15 protein-coding genes are annotated in these 20098 nt (G+C 72.9%); 3 read left to right on the top strand and 12 right to left on the bottom strand.

Annotated elements, in window-relative coordinates:
- Nucleotides 1-209: 209 nt before the first annotated feature.
- Nucleotides 210-2336 (bottom strand): DNA gyrase/topoisomerase IV subunit B, encoded by a 2127-nt coding sequence (locus IF19_RS0127010; RefSeq protein WP_030118634.1) that lies wholly within the window; start codon nucleotides 2334-2336, stop codon nucleotides 210-212.
- A gap of 447 nt (nucleotides 2337-2783) precedes the next feature.
- Here IF19_RS0127010 and IF19_RS0127005 point away from each other — a divergent pair, with 447 nt between their 5' ends.
- On the top strand, nucleotides 2784-3014 hold the full coding sequence (locus tag IF19_RS0127005; protein ID WP_030118633.1) for a DUF7455 domain-containing protein: 231 nt from the start codon (nucleotides 2784-2786) through the stop codon (nucleotides 3012-3014).
- Between the two features lie 318 nt (nucleotides 3015-3332).
- Here the strand turns inward: IF19_RS0127005 and IF19_RS0127000 are convergent, their stop codons facing one another.
- The 6 genes from IF19_RS0127000 to IF19_RS0126975 form a co-directional block, all read right to left on the bottom strand.
- A complete protein-coding gene (locus IF19_RS0127000) occupies nucleotides 3333-4163 on the bottom strand; it encodes a S1 family peptidase (RefSeq protein ID WP_030118632.1) in 831 nt (276 codons plus the stop codon).
- Between the two features lie 164 nt (nucleotides 4164-4327).
- Complete coding sequence (locus IF19_RS0126995; RefSeq protein ID WP_030118631.1) at nucleotides 4328-5875, bottom strand: RNA polymerase sigma factor; 1548 nt, start codon at nucleotides 5873-5875, stop codon at nucleotides 4328-4330.
- Nucleotides 5876-6199: 324 nt separating this feature from the next.
- The gene (locus IF19_RS0126990) at nucleotides 6200-7087 is read right to left on the bottom strand and encodes a FadR/GntR family transcriptional regulator (RefSeq protein WP_078580918.1); all 888 of its coding nucleotides are present in this window, start codon (nucleotides 7085-7087) and stop codon (nucleotides 6200-6202) included.
- 160 nt (nucleotides 7088-7247) lie between these two features.
- Nucleotides 7248-8984 (bottom strand): ATP-binding cassette domain-containing protein, encoded by a 1737-nt coding sequence (locus tag IF19_RS0126985; protein ID WP_030277258.1) that lies wholly within the window; start codon nucleotides 8982-8984, stop codon nucleotides 7248-7250.
- A gap of 206 nt (nucleotides 8985-9190) precedes the next feature.
- Nucleotides 9191-9949: an NUDIX hydrolase gene (locus tag IF19_RS0126980; protein ID WP_030118627.1), complete on the bottom strand. Its 759-nt coding sequence runs from the start codon at nucleotides 9947-9949 to the stop codon at nucleotides 9191-9193.
- Nucleotides 9950-10119: 170 nt separating this feature from the next.
- Complete coding sequence (locus IF19_RS0126975; RefSeq protein ID WP_030118626.1) at nucleotides 10120-11502, bottom strand: DUF4192 domain-containing protein; 1383 nt, start codon at nucleotides 11500-11502, stop codon at nucleotides 10120-10122.
- 110 nt (nucleotides 11503-11612) lie between these two features.
- Between IF19_RS0126975 and IF19_RS0126970 the strand changes: the two genes are divergently transcribed.
- Nucleotides 11613-13784, top strand: coding sequence for a RecQ family ATP-dependent DNA helicase (locus IF19_RS0126970; RefSeq protein WP_030118625.1), 2172 nt, complete (start codon nucleotides 11613-11615; stop codon nucleotides 13782-13784).
- 214 nt (nucleotides 13785-13998) lie between these two features.
- Entirely contained in the window at nucleotides 13999-14631 is a 633-nt protein-coding gene (locus IF19_RS0126965) for a hypothetical protein (RefSeq protein WP_030118624.1), read from the top strand.
- Between the two features lie 86 nt (nucleotides 14632-14717).
- On the opposite strand, the gene IF19_RS0126960 is transcribed toward IF19_RS0126965, so the two are convergent.
- From IF19_RS0126960 to IF19_RS0126940, 5 genes are all read right to left on the bottom strand, one after another.
- Nucleotides 14718-15341 carry a hypothetical protein gene (locus IF19_RS0126960; RefSeq protein ID WP_030118623.1) on the bottom strand — a complete coding sequence of 208 codons (624 nt, stop codon included), beginning with the start codon at nucleotides 15339-15341 and terminating at the stop codon, nucleotides 14718-14720.
- A gap of 64 nt (nucleotides 15342-15405) precedes the next feature.
- Nucleotides 15406-16116, bottom strand: coding sequence for a ribonuclease HII (locus tag IF19_RS0126955; RefSeq protein ID WP_030118622.1), 711 nt, complete (start codon nucleotides 16114-16116; stop codon nucleotides 15406-15408).
- Between the two features lie 249 nt (nucleotides 16117-16365).
- The gene (locus IF19_RS0126950) at nucleotides 16366-18249 is read right to left on the bottom strand and encodes a DUF4153 domain-containing protein (protein WP_030277256.1); all 1884 of its coding nucleotides are present in this window, start codon (nucleotides 18247-18249) and stop codon (nucleotides 16366-16368) included.
- 234 nt (nucleotides 18250-18483) lie between these two features.
- Complete coding sequence (locus IF19_RS0126945) at nucleotides 18484-19392, bottom strand: ADP-ribosylglycohydrolase family protein (RefSeq protein ID WP_030117461.1); 909 nt, start codon at nucleotides 19390-19392, stop codon at nucleotides 18484-18486.
- Nucleotides 19393-19404: 12 nt separating this feature from the next.
- Nucleotides 19405-20064, bottom strand: a complete 660-nt coding sequence (locus IF19_RS0126940) for a histidine phosphatase family protein (RefSeq protein ID WP_030119781.1) — start codon at nucleotides 20062-20064, stop codon at nucleotides 19405-19407.
- Nucleotides 20065-20098 lie beyond the last annotated feature (34 nt).

The raw sequence follows: 20098 nt of genomic DNA, 5'->3' as shown, positions 1-20098 counted from the left end.
TGAAGGAAGCCCCGGACTACCGCGCGGTTCCCCGGCATGCCCCCGCGAAACGCGCCCGGCCCCCGCTCCGGGCGACGGATGCGGGGGCCGGGCGTGCGTACGGGGCGCGTCCGGTCCCGCGCGGACCTCCGGCCCACCGGGGAAACGGCCTCGCGCGGGGCTCCGACGAGCGGGCGGGACCGGACGCCCGCACGGCTTGGCGTACGGGGTCAGGCGTCGATGCGCGAGCGGTCCAGGGTGGCCGCGGAGCTGGTGATGAACTCCTTGCGCGGGGCGACCTCGTTGCCCATCAGCAGGTCGAAGATCTTCTCGGAGGACTCCAGGTCGCCGATGTTGATGCGGCGCAGGGTGCGGTGGCGCGGGTCCATCGTCGTCTCGGCCAGCTGGTCGGCGTCCATCTCACCGAGGCCCTTGTAGCGCTGGATCGATTCCTTGATCCGGACGTTCTTGCGCTGGAACTCCAGGAGGGTCTGGCGCAGCTCGTTGTCGGAGTAGGTGTACACGTACTTGTCCTGGCCCTTCTTGGGCTGGACCAGCTCGATCCGGTGCAGCGGCGGCACCGCGGCGAAGACCCGCCCCGACTCGACCATCGGGCGCATGTAGCGCTGGAAGAGGGTCAGCAGCAGGGTGCGGATATGGGAGCCGTCGACGTCGGCGTCGGTCATCATGATGACCTTGCCGTAGCGCGCGGCGTCGATGTCGAAGGTCCGTCCGGACCCGGCTCCTATGACCTGGATGATCGCCCCGCACTCGGCGTTCTTCAGCATGTCGGAGACGGACGACTTCTGGACGTTGAGGATCTTGCCGCGGATCGGCAGCAGCGCCTGGAACTCGCTGTTCCGGGCCAGCTTGGCGGTGCCGAGCGCCGAGTCCCCCTCGACGATGAACAGCTCGCTGCGGTCGACGTCGTCGCTGCGGCAGTCGGCGAGCTTGGCGGGCAGCGAGGACGACTCCAGCGCGGTCTTGCGGCGCTGGGCGTCCTTGTGCTGGCGGGCCGCGATCCGGGTGCGGGCGGCGGCCACGGCCTTCTCCAGCACCGCCCGGGCCTGGGCCTTGTCGTCCCGCTTCGTGGAGGTCAGGAACGCCTTGAGCTCCTTGGCGACCACGGCCGCGACGATCCGGTTGGCGGCCGAGGTGCCGAGCACCTCCTTGGTCTGGCCTTCGAACTGCGGCTCGGCGAGCCGTACGGTGACGACGGCGGTGAGCCCTTCGAGGGCGTCGTCCTTGACGATGTCGTCCTCGGCGACGCGCAGCATCTTGGCGGAGCGCAGCGTCTCGTTGACGGTCTTGGTCAGCGAGCGCTCGAACCCGGTGACGTGGGTACCGCCCTTGGGGGTGGCGATGATGTTCACGAACGACCTGATGGTCGTGTCGTAGCCGGTCCCCCAGCGCAGGGCGATGTCGACGCCGAGTTCGCGCGTGACCTCCGTGGGCGTCATGTGGCCGCGGTCGTCCAGAACCGGGACGGTCTCCTTGAAGGTGCCGGAGCCGCTGAGCCGCTGGACGTCGCAGACGGCCTTGTCCTCGGCCAGGTACTCGCAGAACTCGCTGATGCCGCCGTCGAAGCGGAACGTCTCCTCGGTCTTGCCCGCACCGTCGATGCCGCGCTCGTCGCGGACGATGATCGTGAGACCGGGGACGAGGAAGGCGGTCTGACGGGCGCGCTGGTGGAGCGTGTCCAGGTTGAGCTTGGCGTCCTTGAGGAAGATCTGCCGGTCCGCCCAGTACCGCACCCGGGTACCCGTCCGGGTCTTGGGAACGCGCTTGCCCTTGCGCAGGCCGTTGGCGGGATCGAACGGGCTGTCCGGGCCCTGCTCGGTGAACATGCCGGGGACACCGCGCCGGAAGCTGATGGAGTGGGTCGCGCTGTTCCGGTCGACCTCGACGTCCAGGCGGGCGGAGAGGGCGTTGACGACGGAGGCGCCGACGCCGTGGAGACCGCCCGACGCCGCGTAGGAGCCGCCGCCGAACTTGCCGCCGGCGTGCAGCTTGGTCATGACGACCTCGATGCCGGAGAGGCCGGTCTTGGGCTCGACGTCGACCGGGATGCCGCGGCCGTTGTCCCGGACCTCGACGGAGGCGTCATCGTGCAGGACGACCTCGATCCGGTCGCAGTGACCGCCGAGGGCCTCGTCGACGGAGTTGTCGATGATCTCCCAGAGGCAGTGCATCAGGCCGCGGCTGTCGGTGGACCCGATGTACATGCCGGGGCGCTTGCGGACCGCCTCCAGGCCCTCGAGGACGAGGAGGTGCCGCGCGGTGTAGTTGGAGCTGTCCCGGTCGCCGCCTGCTCCGGTCAGCATCGCGGTGGACGGCACGGACGTTTCGGCGGTCACGCGGTTCGCTCCTCGCTGAATTTCATCTGGGGCCCCCGTGGGCGCGGGGCTCGGCTTCGGTTGCCGCTGAGAGCCTACAGAGGCCTGGTAGAGCGGTTGTAACGCCACCCTCGGGGAATCCTCATGCTAGTCGAGCCTCATCCGGGCTCGCATGGATGTTCGATCATTCGTTGGAGTGACGTGCACATCACGTTCCCTTCGACGCATGAACCATTTAGGCTCCGGGCACGTCCTCATGAACAAACCGGCAAGCCGGCCGGCGGGACCCACCCCCTGACAAGCAATGCGAAACCGTAGCGCTTCCGCATACGGCACATTCGCCGCCAACCGGCAACAGACAGCCACACCGAGAAGAAGTTTCGAAGAAAAGCCACGAGCGGGAACGTTTTCGGCCTGGTTGGATGTTGACCCTGGTACGACAGCTCGTCGAGCTAGAGAAGAGGCGACGTGACTACTGTTCTGACCCCCGCGAGCCCGCTGACCGCGGCTGACCGCTGTGACCGTTGCGGCGCCCAGGCATATCTGCGCGTCGTTCTGACCAGCGGCGGTGAACTGCTCTTCTGCGCCCACCACGGGCGCAAGTTCGAGCCGGAACTCAAGAAGATCGCCGCGGAAATACAGGATGAGACGGATCGGCTCACCGCCGTGCAGACGGCGTCCGCCGACGAGGAACACTGACACCTCGCACATCCACGACGAGCCAAGGGCCGATTCAGAACCGGCCGACGGGCGGCACCCCCGACACGGGGGCGCCGCCCGTTCTCGTACGCCGGTGGCGCTCCCGGCCCGTACCGTACGGGCGGGGGCCGCTTCCGGACCGTGCTGTCCGGCGGAGCCGCTTCCCGGACCGTGCGGCGCGGCAGAACTGCTTCCCGGACCGTGGTCCTACGCCGGGGAACCCGGTCTCGCGTGGGGCCCCGGCGGTTCGGTCGGGCCCTGAGGGCGGGCTGCGAAGCCGTCCCCCGCCACCCGCCCCCCCTCAGGACCCGTCCGGCCTCAGATGCGGCCCTCGGCCCATTCCGCGGCGGCGGAGACCCGGGTGTACACGCCGGGGCTGCCGGGCCGCCCGCAGCCGCTGCCCCAGGAGACCAGCCCGATGAGCCGCCCACGGGCCACCAGCGGCCCTCCGCTGTCGCCCTGGCACGCGTCCCGGCCTCCCGCCGGATCGCCCGCGCAGAGCATCGCGGACGCCCTGTACGTCCCCTCCCTGCCGCCCGGGTAGGCCCGAGCGCAGTCCGCGTCGGGGAGGACCTGGACCCGCGCGGAGCGGAGTACGGGGGAGTACGTGCCGCTGCCCGTCGTATCGCCCCAGCCGTAGACGTCCGCCGCCGTCCCGGCCCGGTAGGCGGTGTCCCCGCTCCGGGCCATGGCGATGGTCCCGCCCTTCGGGAGGGCGCGGGCGAGGGTGAGGACCGCGAGGTCGCCGGCGTTGGAGACGGAGTCGTAGGCCGGGTTCACCCAGATGGCCCGCACCGGGATCTCCCGGCCGTCGGAGTCGCCCAGCCGCTCGCGGCCGGCGATGACCCGCAGATCCTTCACCCGGCTCACCGGGCCGCCGAGCGCCTCGTCACTCAGACAGTGGGCGGCCGTCAGGACCTTCGTGGGCGCCACGGCGACACCGCCGCAGAACTGCCCCGAGCGGGACCCTCCGAACCGGTCCCGGCTCGACAGCGCCACGGCCCAGGGGCTGTCCGCCACCGGGGCGGGCCGGCCGCCGACGACGACGCTCTCCGCGACCGCCTCGGAGGGCGAGAGAAGCGGCGGTACGGCCGCGGCGGCGGTGAGGGCGAGCACCCCGGTCAGAGCACGGACGAGGGAACGGGGCATGGAGGCTCCTGACGCTGAGGCGGTAACGTTTCACCCAGCGTGATCCAGCACGTACGCCTCCACCCACGAGGACACGCCGGAGGGCCCGGATCCCTTGCGGGTTCCGGGCCCTCGGCCGGTGTTTCCTCTGCGGTCCGGGAGCCGTCGCTCCGGATCCCCTCGGTCTAGTCGAGGTAGTCCCGCAGCACCTGGGAGCGCGACGGGTGGCGGAGCTTCGACATCGTCTTCGACTCGATCTGGCGGATGCGCTCACGCGTCACGCCGTAGACCTTGCCGATCTCGTCGAGCGTCTTCGGCTGACCGTCGGTGAGGCCGAAGCGCATCGAGACCACGCCGGCCTCACGCTCGGAGAGCGTGTCGAGCACCGAGTGGAGCTGCTCCTGGAGGAGCGTGAAGCTGACCGCGTCCGCCGGGACGACGGCCTCGGAGTCCTCGATCAGGTCACCGAACTCGCTGTCGCCGTCCTCACCGAGCGGGGTGTGCAGCGAGATCGGCTCACGGCCGTACTTCTGGACCTCGATGACCTTCTCGGGGGTCATGTCGAGCTCCTTGGCCAGCTCCTCCGGGGTGGGCTCGCGGCCCAGGTCCTGGAGCATCTGGCGCTGGACGCGCGCGAGCTTGTTGATGACCTCGACCATGTGCACCGGGATACGGATGGTGCGGGCCTGGTCGGCCATGGCGCGGGTGATCGCCTGACGGATCCACCAGGTGGCGTACGTCGAGAACTTGTAGCCCTTGGTGTAGTCGAACTTCTCGACCGCGCGGATCAGACCGAGGTTGCCCTCCTGGATCAGGTCCAGGAAGAGCATGCCGCGGCCGGTGTAGCGCTTGGCCAGGGAGACCACCAGACGGAGGTTGGCCTCCAGGAGGTGGTTCTTGGCCCGGCGGCCGTCCTCGGCGATGATCTCCAGCTCGCGCTTGAGCTTCGGCGCGAGCTTGTCGGCGTTGGCCAGCTTGTCCTCGGCGAAGAGGCCGGCCTCGATGCGCTTGGCGAGCTCGACCTCCTGCTCGGCGTTGAGGAGCGGGACCTTGCCGATCTGCTTCAGGTAGTCCTTGACCGGGTCGGCGGTGGCGCCGGCGACGGCGACCTGCTGCGCGGGCGCGTCGTCCTCGTCGTCGTCGGAGAGGACGAAGCCCTTGTTCTCGCCCTCGCCCTCCTCTTCCTCGCCCTTGCCGACCTTGACTTCCTCGACCGGCTCGTCGCCGTCGAGAAGCTCGTCGTCCTGCTTGCCGGTCTTCTTGGCGGCGGTCTTCTTGGCCGCCGTCTTCTTCGCGGCGGTCTTCTTGGCGGTGGCCTTCTTGGCCGCGGCCTTCTTGGCGGGCGGGGCCGCGACGGCGTCGTCGGCCACCGCGTCCGCGCTCTCGGCCGCCGGGGCGGCGGGAGCGGCGACGGTCCGGGTCACGGTGGTCTTCGCCGCGACGCTCTTGGTGGCGGTGCGCTTGGCCGGGCTCTTCGCTGCGACGCTCTTGCGGGCGCGCTTCGGCGACTCCGCTGCACTGACCATCAGCGTCACACCCTCTTCCTCGAGGATCTGGTTGAGGCTGCGCAGAACGTTCTTCCACTGGGTTGGCGGAATCTGGTCAGCCTCGAAGGCCCGACGCACGTCATCGCCGGCGATCTGCCCATCAGCCTTTCCCCGCTCGATGAGCGCCATCACAGATTCGGACTCGGCGATCTCCGGCGGGAGCGTACGGGATGTGCTGGCCGACACGAACAACCTCTCGGAACGATGGAAACGGCTTCCGGCCCCGTCCTGGAGAGGACTGGGACCGACGACCGTCGACTGGGGATGTGGCCGACGGCGCGGGCTCGGTCTCGGAACTGCACAGCGCACCCTGGGGTTGCTGCATTCCTTCCGCGACGCTCACCTCTTAGGTCATCGCGCTGGTTCGAGGAGCGTTACGGGCAATCCGCGTGGCCCGAGTCACACCCCATACACGACGAACCGGGCCAGGTGTGACATCCCTCCACAATCGTGCCGCCGGACCGCGCGGTCCGGCGGCACCGGGTCCACACGCCCGGCCGCGCCCCTCGGTCAGTGCTCGCGCGGCGCGGGGACCACACGCTCGACGTCGGGGTGGACGACCAGCAGCTGACGCATGGCCGTCTCGGCGGCCCCGGCGTCACCCGACGCGAGGGCGTCGACGATCCGGGCGTGGTGGGCCAGCGAACCCTCGCTGGGGCGGTCGCAGCCGGTGACAGGGCCGCCGGAGACATGGAGGGCGGCCGAGACGATGCCGGAGAGGTGCTCCAGCATCCGGTTGCCCGCGGCCTGGATGAGCAGGGCGTGGAACTCGGCGTCGGCCCGGGAGAAGGTGATGGCGTCCCCCTGCCCGATCGCGTGCCCCATGATCTCCAGCATGTCGCCGAGCCGCTGCTGGATGTCGTCGCGACCGTGGCCCGCCGCGAGACGGGCGGCCAGCGGTTCGATGGTCCAGCGCAGTTCGGCCAGCTCACGGCGCTGGTCGTCGCGCTGCGGGCCGAAGGCCCGCCATTCGATGATGTCGGGGTCCAGCAGGTTCCAGTCGCTGACCGGGCGGACCCTCGTCCCCACGTTGGGGCGCGCGCTGACCAGCCCCTTGGCTTCGAGGACGCGCAGGGATTCGCGTACGACGGTGCGGGATACCTCGAACCGCTGACCGATCTCCTCGGGAACGAGGGGGCGGTCCGCACCGAGGTCGCCGGAGACGATCATCTGGCCGAGCTGCTGGACGAGTTGGCCGTGGAGACCGCGCCCACGGCTGGCCGACCCCCGTCGGCTCGCCCGTCCCAGTTCGGAATCGGACCCGCCCCAGGAGCGGGTCGCGGCACGCTCGCCGGCCGGCGTCTCCGCATAGGGGTAGCGGTCGAGTTCGCCCGAGCCGGCCAGGCCGGAATCGGCGGTGCGGGCGGCGGTCATCATGGTGTGCGCAAGGGTACTCACGCATCCTTTGTCGGCGTGGCTCACTCACCCCTTGAGGTCTTTGGTGAAAAGCACACGAAAGGGTGATCGGCGCCCGCTCCGCAATTGACGCCATATCTCTATAAATCGGTCATACCTTAGGGAGTTGCGACCTCCCGGCGTCGACGGGGAACCTCGGTGATCACCAACGCGCCCTACCGCGAAGGCTGGTGAACAGATACGCACAGACCAGGGCCGACAACGACAGGGCGAGAGCCGTCCCGACGGGCTGCGCCACCATGCGCGCGACGGCCAGGATCCAGTGGTCCGCCTCCTGCGGGAGCTGCCTGGCGACCAGTTCGCGCAGCCGCTCCGGAAACCCGGTGACCGTACGGGCGGAGGGCACCGCGAAGACCTTGCGCACCAGCGGAACGACGAGCACCGGAACGGCCAGCACCGCGGCGATACCCGCCCCCGCCACCCGGAAGACCCCGGCCGCCAGCAGGCCCGCCCACGCGCACCCCACCGTCAGGGCGGCCCAACTCGCGGCCAGCGCCACTGCGTTGTCCGGCATCTCGATCAACTCCGGGCCGTACACCAGCCGGAGGCTCTGCGCCCCGCCCGCCACGGCGAGGACGGCGAGCAGGAGCGCGAAGCCCGCCGTCACGGTGAGCTTGGCCACCAGCAGTCCGATCCGCCGGGGCACGGTGCCGCGGGCCGCGGCGAGCGCGGGATAGCGGAACTCGTCCCCGAAGGACAGCGCTCCCAGCAGGCCCGCGCCGAGCGCGGCGGGAGGAAGCGGCAGCAGCGCGGGCCAGGCGGCGAGGACACGGGGCAGCGCGGTGCCGTCGGTGCGGGCGAGCAGGAGCGAGACCGCGGCCGAGACCAGCAGAACGGCCGCCATGATCATGGTCGTCGTCCTGACACCGAGGGAGCGGCGCAGTTCGTACCGGAGGGGCCGCAGGGGACCGCGGGCGGGACGGACCCGGATCGGGGGCGGCAGTTCGGACAGCGCGACGGCGGATTCGGTCCGCCGTAGGCTCGCCGGCTCCGGCGGGGCGGCGGGCCCGGTGTCGCCGATCTCGTCGGCGAGCCGGTGGACGGGGACGCCGTGCCGGTAGGCGGTGTCGCCGATCTCCGCGCAGTCGCTGCCGTACACGGTCAGTCGGCCGCCCGCCTCCTCGACCACCTCGACGGAGCGCCGCGCGGCCCGGGCCTCCCTGCTGACCACGGCCGCCAACCGGGCCGCGTGCGGGGTGCGGACGGCGACCCGGGCTCGGAGCCGGGTGCGGGCGAACTCGGTGACGTCCTGGTCGGCGACGAGGCGGCCGGCCCCGATGGTGACGACCCGGTCGGCCGTTCGGGCCGCCTCCTTGGGGTCGTCGGTGGCGCAGAGGACCGTGCCGCCCTGGGCCGCGTGGGCGCGCAGCAGCCCGTACAGCCAACTGTTCTCCCGAGGGGACAGCCCCTCCGCGGGCTGGTCGAGGATCAGCGTGTGCGGGTCGCCGAGCAGGGCCGCGGCCAGACCGAGACGACGGTCCATCCCCACCGAGAGGGCCCCGAGGCGCTGGTCCCCGAGACCGGCGAGACCGACGACGTCGAGCACTTCGTCGGCCCGGGAGACGGGGACGCCCGTGGCGGCGCAGAGCATCCGGAGCTGCCCCCGGGCGGTCCGCGACGGGTGGCCCGGTACGTCGCCCAGCAGGACGCCCACTTCCCGCGCGGGGTGCGCGATGCGGTGCAGCGGCCGCCCCCGGAAGTAGGCGACGCCCCTCCCCGCGTCCAGTTCGAGCATCAGACGCAGGGCCGTGGTCTTGCCCGAGCGAGGGGCTCCGAGCAGGGCCGTGACCCGGCCGGGGGGAGCCTCGAAGGTCAGATCGTTGACGGCGGGCGGAGCGTCGCGACGGGGGGTGCTGGTGAGTCCGATGGCCTGGAGCATCGCTTCTCTCGCCTCTCTCGCGGAAGGTGAGACCGCTCGACGGCATGGGGTACCGGAGCAACATAACGCGACATTTCAGACTTTTCGTGCAGGGGTGGGGCGACAGGCGCACACGAGGCCAGCACGGCGGAACGGCAGGCGGCAGCCGGGCCCGAGGCGGGGAACGGCAGGCGCACACGGACCCGAGACGGCGGAACGCCCCGGGCTCAGACCTCCGGCCGCAGCATCGGCGGATTGAGCACCGTCGCCGCCCCGGCCCGGAACAGCTGCGCCGGCCGGCCGCCCTGACGTGTGGTCGTCCCGCCGGAAGGCACCAGGAACCCCGGCGTCCCGGTCACCTTGCGGTGGAAGTTGCGGGGGTCGAGGACCACGCCCCACACCGCCTCGTACACCCGGCGCAGCTCTCCGACCGTGAACTCCGGAGGGCAGAACGCCGTGGCCAGCGAGGAGTACTCGATCTTGGAGCGGGCGCGCTCCACCCCGTCGGCGAGGATCCTCGCGTGGTCGAAGGCGAGCGGCGCCGCCTGCTCGCCCTCCCGCCCGGCGCCGGGGTGCAGCAGGTCCTCGACCGGCGCCCAGCGCGCGCTGTTGGCGTCGCCGCCCGCCCGGGGCGCGGGCAGGTCCGGCGCGAGGGCGAGGTGGGCGACGCTGACCACGCGCATCCGGGGATCGCGCGCCGGGTCGCCGTAGGTGGCGAGCTGCTCCAGATGTGCGCCGTTGCCCACGGCCGGCTGCGCCGGATCGTGCGCGCAGAGACCGGTCTCCTCCACGAGTTCACGCGCTGCCGCGGCCCCCAGGTCCTCGTCCAGCCTGACGAATCCGCCGGGCAGTGCCCAGCGGCCCTGGAACGGCGTCTCTCCGCGGCGGACGACCAGCGCGCAGAGCGCGTGACGGCGCACTGTGAGCACGACCAGGTCGACGGTGACGGCGAAGGGCGGGAAGGTCGACGGGTCGTAGGGCGGCATGCCGCGATCATAGTCGTCTGCCTGACGATAAACACTCCCTTCGGCATGCTCGTGATCAGTCCGCCTTCCTCGGTTCGGGACACGTCACCGCTCGGGGCTCCAGGGCGGGGCGCGGCGCCGCACCGGCCCTCCGCCGGTGCGCGTCCACCCTCTGCCGCCTCCCTTCCGCGTCACCGCCGCGTCCTGCCAGCACGGCGGTCGTACCGCCTGGTCCCGCTCGACTGCCGCCGCCCGGCCGACGCGGTCCGGGGACGGGCCGCGCCCCGGTCCGTCCGGGCCCGCTCGGCGGGCGGGTGCCGGAGAGCGCGCCCGCCACGCTGCCCCCTGCCGGGCAGCGGGCGGACCGTGCGCACGTGCGGCGGGGCGGCGGGCCGGCCCGGGGTGGGCGCCACCCCGGGCTCCGACACCGTCGCGTCCGCACCCGGCTCCTCCGATGCCGCCTCGCGCAGACAACGGCGCAGGGCCTCCGGATCGAGCCCCTCGTTGCAGGCCCGGTGCAGCAGTTGGGCGAAGGTGTAGCCGGGGTCGGCGCGCAGTGCCAGCGACAGGGCGACCCGGGCTCCCGGCTCGTCGCCCGTCGACCAGGAGACCCAGCCCGCCAAAGTGAGCGGAGCGGCGGCGTGCTCCCCGTACGCGCCGACGCAGCGCCTGGCCAGGGTCCGCCACAGCCGCAGGGCCGACTGCGCCTCCGGCCCTTCCATCCAGACCGCGGCCCTGTCCCGGGTGTCACGGTCCTGGAGACCGAGGATGACCGCGGCGGCCTCGTCGGCGCCGACGAGCCGGTCGTCCTCGGCGTCCGCCGGCGCGGGCGGGATCGGCCGCGTCTTCCCGATGCGGTCCATGAGCGTACGGGCCAGCCGGAGCGTCTCGGCCGCGACCTCCCGCCGCGCCTGTCCGTCGAGGAGTTTCGGCAACAGCACCGGTCCCGCCCGGTCCAGGGCCCGCTCCTGCGCCGCCACGGCTGCCGGGGCCCTCCACGGCCGCAGGCGGTCCTCCATGTCGCGTAGGGTGCCCCGCACATGGACACCCGCGTAGGTGGCCGCGGCGGCCATCACCGTCGTACCGGGCAACGCCAGGGGATTGCCTTCGTCGGGACAGCACCGGGGGTCGGGACAGCAATAGGACCAGTAGCGGCCGTCGGAGATGCAGAGCGCTTCGAGGACGGGCACGTCGAGCGCCCCGCACGCCGTGCGCAGGAGCTGCGCGAACGGCCTGAGCCGCTCCATGGTCGACCGGCCGCCCGAGCCGTCGGACGAGTCCTGGCAGAGGAAGAGCAGGATCGCGTCGGGCCTGCCCTCACGGCGCTCGCTCCCAGAGATCAGACTCTCCGCGAGCTGTTCCGCGACCGGACCCCACTCCCCGGACGCCTGCGGAATGCCGAGGCGAAGCCGTCCCCCGAAACGGCCCCGGCCGCCGTGCAGCGCGACCATCACCACGCTGTCGTTGGGGTAAAAGCCCATGAGATACGGGAGGGCGTCGGCGAGGTCGGCGGGGCCGCGCAGGGTGACCTGCTGCTCCCCGGACGGACCGGTGGATTCGTGGTGCTTGTTCATGGCTCGACGGTCCCGCAGCACGCCGGATCCCGCGACCCCTGTGGATAACGTTATCCACAGGCGCGGGCCGTCGTTCGCGCTTTGTGGTGACCATCGGGTTGCATGGGGGGATGACCAACGCAGACCGTGCAGCGCTCAGGGCTTCGGCCGACTCCGTCCTCGCCCGCCTGGTGGGCGACACCACCGGCGAAGCCGTGCTGCGCGAGGACCAGTGGGTCGCCATCGAGGCACTGGTCGCGGACAAGCGCCGGGCTCTGGTCGTGCAGCGCACCGGCTGGGGCAAGTCCGCCGTCTACTTCGTGGCGACCTCGCTGCTCCGTGCGCAGGGCAGCGGGCCGACCGTGATCGTCTCTCCGCTGCTGGCCCTGATGCGGAACCAGGTCGCCGCGGCCGCGCGGGCCGGCATCACCGCCCGCACGATCAACTCCTCGAACACGGAGGAGTGGGCCACCGTCCAGGCCGAGGTGGCAGCCGGCGAGGTCGACGTCCTGCTGGTGAGCCCGGAGCGGCTCAACAACCCCGACTTCCGGGACCAGGTGCTGCCGCAGCTGGCGGCGGCGACCGGGCTCCTGGTGGTCGACGAGGCCCACTGCATCTCCGACTGGGGACACGACTTCAGGCCCGACTACCGGCGTCTGCGGACGATGCTCGCCGACCTGCCGGCCGGGGTGCCGGTGCTCGCCACCACGGCCACGGCCAACGCCCGGGTGACGGCGGACGTCGCGGAGCAGTTGGGCACCGGCGCGGGCACCGACGCGCTGGTCCTGCGGGGGCCGCTGGACCGGGAGAGCCTGAGCCTGAGCGTGCTGCGCCTGACCGACGCGGCGCACCGGCTGGCCTGGCTCGGCGATCATCTCGGCGAGCTGCCCGGCTCCGGGATCATCTACACGCTGACGGTGGCGGCGGCCGAGGAGGTCACCGCCTATCTCCGCCAGAACGGGCACCCGGTGGCCTCGTACACGGGGCGGACCGAGAACGCCGACCGGCAGCAGGCGGAGGACGACCTGCTGGCGAACCGGGTCAAGGCGCTGGTCGCCACGTCCGCGCTGGGCATGGGGTTCGACAAACCGGACCTCGGCTTCGTCGTGCACCTGGGCTCGCCCTCCTCCCCCATCGCCTACTACCAGCAGGTCGGCCGGGCCGGGCGCGGTGTTCAGCACGCCGAGGTGCTGCTGCTGCCCGGCAAGGAGGACGAGGCGATCTGGCAGTACTTCGCGTCGGTCGCCTTCCCTCCCGAGGAGCAGGTGCGGCGGACCCTGGACGTGCTGGCACGTGCGGAGCGGCCGGTCTCCCTCCCCGCGCTGGAGCCCATGGTCGATCTCCGGCGGACGCGTCTGGAGACGATGCTCAAGGTGCTGGACGTCGACGGCGCGGTGAAGCGCGTCAAGGGCGGCTGGACCGCCACAGGCGTCCCCTGGGCGTACGACACCGAGCGTTACGCATGGGTCGCCCGGCAGCGGGAGGCCGAACAGCAGGCCATGCGCGACTATGCCTCCACGACCGCGTGCCGGATGGAGTTCCTGCGGCTGCGGCTGGACGACGAAGCGGCCGCGCCGTGCGGACGCTGCGACAACTGCGCGGGCGCCCGCTTCGACGACAAGGTCTCCACCGCCGCCCTGGACGGGGCGCGCCACGAGTTGGGCCGGCCCGGAGTGGAGGTGGAGCCCCGCAAGATGTGGCCCACCGGCCTGCCCGCCGTGGGCGTCGATCTCAAGGGACGCATCCCCGCGGGTGAACTGTCCTTCGGCGGCCGGGCCCTGGGGCGGCTCTCCGACATCGGCTGGGGCAACCGCCTGCGCCCCCTGCTCGCGGCGCAGGCGCCGGACGCCCCCGTGCCGGACGATGTCACGGACGCCGTCGTCACCGTGCTCGCCGACTGGGCGAAGGGGCCGGGCGGTTGGGCGTCCGGGGCGGCCGACGCGGCGCCCCGGCCGGTCGGCGTGGTGGCGGTGGCCTCGCGTCGCAGGCCGCAGCTGGTCCAGTCCCTCGGCCACCGCATCTCCGACATCGGCCGGATGCCTTTCCTCGGGACGGTCTCCTACGCGCCGGGCTCCGACGACGTGCGGATGTCCCAGACCAACAGCGCTCAGCGGGTGCGCGCGCTCCACGAAGCACTGGCCGTGGAGCCGGATCTGGCAGAGGCGTTGGCGTCGGCGGCCGGGCCCGTCCTGCTGGTGGACGATCTGTCGGACACCGGCTGGACCCTGGCCGTGGCGGCGCGGCTGCTGCGACGGGCCGGAGCACCGGGGGTGTTTCCGCTGGTCCTCGCGGTTCAGGGGTGACGGAGGAGTCAGCCCGGGCGGGTCTGGGCAGGGATATCAGTGTCATTCCGGCTGATTCCCGTCAGCCTCGGTAATTGCTCGTTGCCGCCCGCCGGTGGGCCGGGGAGAATTGGAGTCGCCCCCGCACAGTTCTCGCCGGGCCCGGAAGGGCTGTGTCGCGGCGTGCCCTCACCCGACCCTGCCCGCACCGTGGGCGCGTAGCGAAGGGAGGACCGTGACCTTCGGATTCGCCCCGTCCTCAGCCACCTCGGCCTCGGCTTCCGTCGACTCCGTCAACCGCCTTGCCCGGATGCTCGAACCCGCGGAGTGGGCCTCGGCGGGCATACCCCTGCTGCGCAGTCCCCGAGAGGTCGTCAGCGGGCTGCACTCCCGGCACCGGCCGACGCCGGCCACCGCCGTGATCGCGGTGCTCGACCATGAGGAACGGCTCGCCGCAAGTGCCTCGTTCGCCCGCCGGACGACGGTGCCGGCGGACGGCTGGGAGTTCCGCAACGCCCTGCTCGCACAGTTGCGGCGCGTCATCCCGCACGATCTGCGCCGCCGTACTCCGGTGCGTACGGCCGTACTTCTCTACTGCCGTGACGGCGACGAGCGGTGGACCGAGGAGGACGGGGCGTGGATGTGGGGGCTCCGGGACGCCTGCACCCTGCACGGACTGCGCTGCGGCGCGTACATCACGCTGACGGGCGGGGGCTGGCAGGTGCTCGGGGAGGGAAGGGGCGGACGACGGCCCAGTTCGCTCTCGGAGCCCGCCCCGCTGGCCGACCTCGTCACCGGACAGCAGCCCGTGCTGACGCGGACCGGCGGCGGGTCCACCCAGGCGCTGCGCCGCTCGGCCGCCCGGTGAACACCGTCCGGTGGCCGGGGAGCACACACGAAGCAGAGCCCCGGCCACGATGAAGGCGGCCGGGGCTCTTTCGCCGGTACGACGGTTCAGACACCCGCGCCGAGCGCGGAGTTGATCGTCTGCGGGTCTCCGCACACGATCAGCAGCGCGGCGGCGCGGTCACGTGCGACGGGCAGCGCGCGGGCGACGGCGTCACCGGCGTCCCCGTTGGCGGCCACCACGACGACGGGCCGGGGCTTCGCCCGGTCGACGGCCGAGGCGTCCGCGAAGAAGACGTCGTCGCCGGCGTCCTGCTGGGCCCAGTACGCGGCTTCGCCGAAGGACAGCTCGTGGACGGCCCACGGGTGCTGCTCGCCGGTGGTGAGCACCAGGATGTCGCCCGGCGCACGGCCGGACTCCAACAGCAGGTCGACGGCTTCCTCGGCCGCGTCCAGCGCACCGGCCGCGGGGGCCGGGATCAGCTGGACCTGCGGCGCGGAACGATTCTCCGTCGGCTGCGGGCGGGCGGGTGCCGCGGGGGCGGGATGGGCGCGCTGCGCCGGGGGCGCGGGGCGCGCGGGGCCGGGGCCCGGACGGCCGGGACGCGGGGTGGCGGCCGAACGGGGGCCGGGTACGGGACGGGGGGTCGGCGCGGTGCGGCCGGTGGCCGGAGTGACGCGGGGACCCTGGGCGCTCTCGGGAATCTGAGGCTCCTCGGAGATCAGAGGCATGACGGTGGTCTGGTGCGGGACGCCGGTGTCGTCCGGCGTCGGTAGGAGGGGCGCGTACGCGCGATCAGAATTCGAAGCCGAGCTGGCCCCCGCTTTCGAGTGCGGCCGCCTCGGCGGAGATGCGGACCTTCTTCAGGTGCTGCCACCGGGGCAGTGCGTCGAGATACGCCCAGGAGAGGCGGTGGTGGGCGCTCGGCCCCCGCTGCTCCAGCGCGGCCCGGTGGACGGGCGAGGGATAGCCCGCGTTGGCCTCGAAGGCGAAGTCGGCGCAGTCCGCGGAGGCGGCGCCCAGCTCGGCCATCATCCGGTCCCGGTGCACCTTGGCGATCACCGAGGCCGCCGCGACGGCGATGCAGGACTGATCGCCCTTGATCACGGTGCGGACCTTCCAGGGAGCGCCCAGGTAGTCGTGTTTGCCGTCGAGGATCACGGCGTCGGGCCGTACCGGCAGCCCTTCCAGCGCCCGCACGGCGGCGAGGCGGAGAGCAGCGGTCATGCCCAGGTCGTCGATCTCCTGCGGGGACGCATCGCCCAGCGCGTGGGCGGTGACCCAGCCGCGCAGCACGGGTTCGAGCTCGGCCCGTCGTCGCGGGGTCAACAGCTTGGAGTCGGTGAGTCCTTCGGGCGGGCGGCGCAGACCGGTGACCGCCGCGCACACGGTGACGGGTCCGGCCCACGCACCGCGTCCGACCTCGTCGACACCGGCGACGGTCCTGGCACCGGTGGTAGCGCGGAGCGAGCGCTCGACGGTGTGCGTGGGTGGTTCGTACGGCATGGCGCCTGCCAGGGTACGCCGAGAGCCACGGCAGCAACACCCCGGGGCGCCGTGCGGACCGCGAATCGGCCACCGAGGGCCGGCCCGGGGCCCCTCTGGCCCATCGAACTCGCGGGCGGGGAGGGCTGTCGAGTGCCGGGAGCCCGGCCGGCCGGGTACGCCGGGACCGGTCGGAGGGCCGGGACAGGCGGGGGCCGGGGCCGCGCGCCCGAGCCCCCGGGCCGGCGGGCCGGCGTGGCAGGGCAGCGGTCAGTACGGGTCGTAGCCGTCGTCGTCGCCCTCGCCGTGCGGTTCGTAGCCGCCGCGGGTCCCGTCGCGGCCGAGGGTGTAGCAGGTGCGCCCGTCGCCCCGCACCGGGCGCTTCTCCAGGATCTCCCTCGCCCGGGCCTCCCCCAGGCTGGTCGCGTACCAGGGGGTGCCGCTGTCGAGGACCTCTCGCTGGATGACGCGCAGCGCGCAGGAACGTTGTGGTTCGGGCAGCCGGTCCAGGGCCGGGACGGCGTCGGCGGAGAGGTCCTTGAGGTAGTCGAGGTCGATGCCCGCCGGCTCACGGGTCTCGAAGCGCCGGACGTTCTGCTCGGCGACCAGGGCGTCCGGCGAGAGCAGGCCGAACGCCAGGACGCCCGCCGCCGCGCTCACCGCGACGGCCCGCGGCAGGAACCGGGCCCCGAAGACCCCCGCGGCCAGGATCAGGACCAGCACCACGCCGAGCCAGAGCTCCATCGCGGCCACGGAGATCCGCAGCCGGGTCAGCCCGTACTCGTCGACGTACAGGTCCATGCGGCGCAGCGCGGAGGCGACCACGACGAGGGTGAGCACGCAGAGGGTGCCGAGGACGGCGCGGACCAGGGTCCGGTCCCGGCTGCCGCCGCGCGGGGCCCGGCGCAGGGCCAGCGCGATCACCAGGAGGGTGAGCAGAGTGGCCCACAGGAGCTGCCAGAAGCCCTGCCGGGCGTACTCGGCGTGGTCGAGCCCGGTCTCCGCCCGCACCTTCTCGTAGCCGCCGAGGAGGACCACGAGCTGGAGCGCGATGAACGCGGCGAAGAGCAGGTCGAGCACGATCAGTGGAAGGGCCCATTCGACCCGCCCCCGGGGCCGGCCCGGCCGTACGGTGATCCCGTCCCAGCGCACCGGGGCCGCGGCGGCGTACGCGGCGGCGAGCGCTCCGGCCAGACCGAGTGCGAACAGGAGGATCCGCCACGGCGCCTCGCCGACCGGGGCGTCGGGCAGGAGGCTGCCCAGCAGGTCGGCGAAGGCCGCGTCCGCACTGGCGAACAGCGTGCCGAACACCACCAGCAGCACGAGGGCCACGATCGCGGTGCGCAGGGCGGCGCCCCAGCGCGCCCGTGAGCCGTCGGCCCGTGCGCGTATCCCCCGTACGCCCCAGATGACGCCGGGGACGAGCGAGTCGAACAGGCCCACCGAGCCGACGAGCACCCCCGGCCAGGTGCGGCTGCCGTGCAGTGTCAGTGAGCCGAGGGCGAACGCCGAGACGACGGCGAGGAAGGTGGGCCAGCCCGCGTCCCGGAGCGCGGGCACGGCGAGCAGCGCGAGCCCTCCCACCGCCCAGGTCGCGGTCCACGGGCGCAGCCGGCGGCCCGCCGAGCGGGCCGCGAAGAACGCGGCCAGCGCGGCGGGTACCGCCACGATCAGGAGGTTCAGGCCGAGCCCGTCGCCCAGGAGGACCGCGCTCAGGACGGCCGTGGCCAGGACGGACCAGAGCACGGCGGACGGGATCAGGGGTGGTGCGGGCGGCCGGAGGCGGGCCGCCGGGCCGTCCGGTGCGCCGTTCCCGGGGCGGGGAGGCCCTGCGGCGTACTGCCAGGGATCGCCCGGGCCGCAGGGGGCGCCACCCGGCGTACCGGGGCCGCCGACCGTACGGGCGGCTTCGGGCGAACCGGTGGCCGCGGGCAAGGTCGAACCCGTGCCTGCGGCCACCGCTGCGGCCGTGTCGTCGGCTTGGGCAGCGCTCGTGGCTCGGGGAGGCCCCGCCTCAGGCGACGGCTCGGACCCCGACCGCTCCTCCCGATCCGGCTCCGACCCGGGTTCCGGCTGCGTTTCCGACTCCGGCTGCGGCTGCGGCTGCAGTTCCGGTTGCGGCGGTCCGGACTTCTCCAACGGCTGATCGGACATGGGGCCCCTCCCCCACCGGCCCCGCCCAGCCCTCGGCCACACGTCCGGCCCGGTGTCTCATTCGGCGCGCGCCCGCACGATCGATCGGGGCGGCGTGGCCGAAAGAGTATTCCCGAACTCGCGTTCGCAGACACGCAGCGTGATCCTGTGGCAGGACCGTGACAGGCGGCGGCCGCCCGGGGAGGCTCCCGTCCCGGGGACCGCGACCGCTCGCGGGCGAGACCTACACGGGCGTCAGCGGGACGGAAGGCCCAGCCAGGCGGGCGGCTCCTCCGTCTGCGTCAGCCAGGCCGGCGGCGGCGCCCCGCCCCCGCCCGACGCCACGATGCCGCCGACGATGGCGCACGTCGTGTCCACGTCGCCGCCCGCCTGGGCCGTGACCCAGAACGCCTCCTCGTAGTCCCCGAGGCTCCGCGCGGCCGACCAGAGCGCGAACGGCACGGTGTCGTGCGCGCTGGTGCGGCGGCCGTTGCCGAGGACCGCGGCGACCGTCCCGGCGTCCTGGTAGTCCAGCATGTCGCGGGCCCGGCGCAGCCCCGCGCCGACCGCGCTGCGCGGAACGAGCGCGATGACGCCGTCGAGCAGTTCCTCGGGGCTCGGCGGCCCGTCGGGGACGGCGGCGAGCGACGCGGCGGCGGCCACGGCCATCGCGCCGACGACCGCCTCGCGGTGCTGGTGCGTGGGGTACGAGGAGATCTCGGCCTGGTGCGTGGCCTGCTCCGGATCGTCCGCGTACCAGGCGCCGAGCGGGGCGATGCGCATCGCGGAACCGTTGCCCCAGGAGCCCTGGCCGTTGAAGAGCGCGGAGGAAAGCTCCCGCCAGTCGCCGCCCTCCCGTACGAGCCGGAGCATCCGGTTGACGGCGGGGCCGTACCCCCGGTCGAAGTCGTGGTGCTCGGCGAAGGAGCGGGCCAGCGCGTCCTGGTCGACGCGGTGGTGCGCGGCGAGCACGGCGAGGACCGAGCAGGCCATCTCGGTGTCGTCGGTCCACTGCCAGGGTCCGGGAGGCAGGGCGCGCTGTTTGAGGAGGGGGTAGTTGGCCGGGACGAAGAACTGGGAGCCCAGGGCGTCTCCCACGGACAGCCCACGCAGGCTGGCCAGGGCGCGTTCGAAGCGCCGCTCGGAAGCAGAATCAGCGGTCATCGACCAGCCACTCTATCCGGTGCGGCCGTACGGCTCGGGGGTCCGCCAGCGCTGGAAGGGGCGGTCGATGGTGTAGCGGCCGTTCTCGCCCAGCAGCAGGGTGCGCGTCTCGCCGTTGCCCGGGTTGGACAGCGACTCGAACTCCGCGACCGACCAGTGGAACCAGCGCATGCAGAAGAGACGCATGGTCAGCCCGTGGGTGACCAGCAGGACGTTCTCCGGGGAGTCCGGCTCCTCGAAGCTCCGGTGCAGGCTCTCCAGGAACGCCCCGACCCGGTCGTAGACGTCGGCGCCGGACTCCCCCTGGGCGAACCGGTAGAAGAAGTGGCCGTAGGCGTCGCGGTACGCCTTCTGCAGCCGTACGTCGTCCCGGTCCTGCCAGTTGCCCCAGTCCTGCTCGCGCAGCCGGGGCTCCTCGCGCACCCGGACGCGGTCGGGGTCGAGGTCGAAGGCCCGGAACGTCTCGTGGGTGCGGCGGTACGGGGAGATGTAGACGCTCACCCGCTCGTCGCCGAACGTCTTGCGCAGCTCCTCCCCGGTCTCCCGGGCCTGCCGCAGACCGGTGGGGGTGAGCCGGAGCGCGTGGTCGGGCTCCCGCTCGTACACCGTGTCGTCGGCGTTGCCCTCGGACTCGCCGTGCCGGACGAGGACGATGCGCTGAGGTCGTGCCATGGACCCGAGCCTAGGGCCTCTTGTCATACCGCCG

It is taken from the genome of Streptomyces californicus, assembly GCF_000717645.1.
Lineage (GTDB): Bacteria > Actinomycetota > Actinomycetes > Streptomycetales > Streptomycetaceae > Streptomyces > Streptomyces californicus.
The sequence above is the reverse complement of the archived record's forward strand: the minus strand, read 5'-3'. Positions and strand labels throughout refer to the sequence as shown.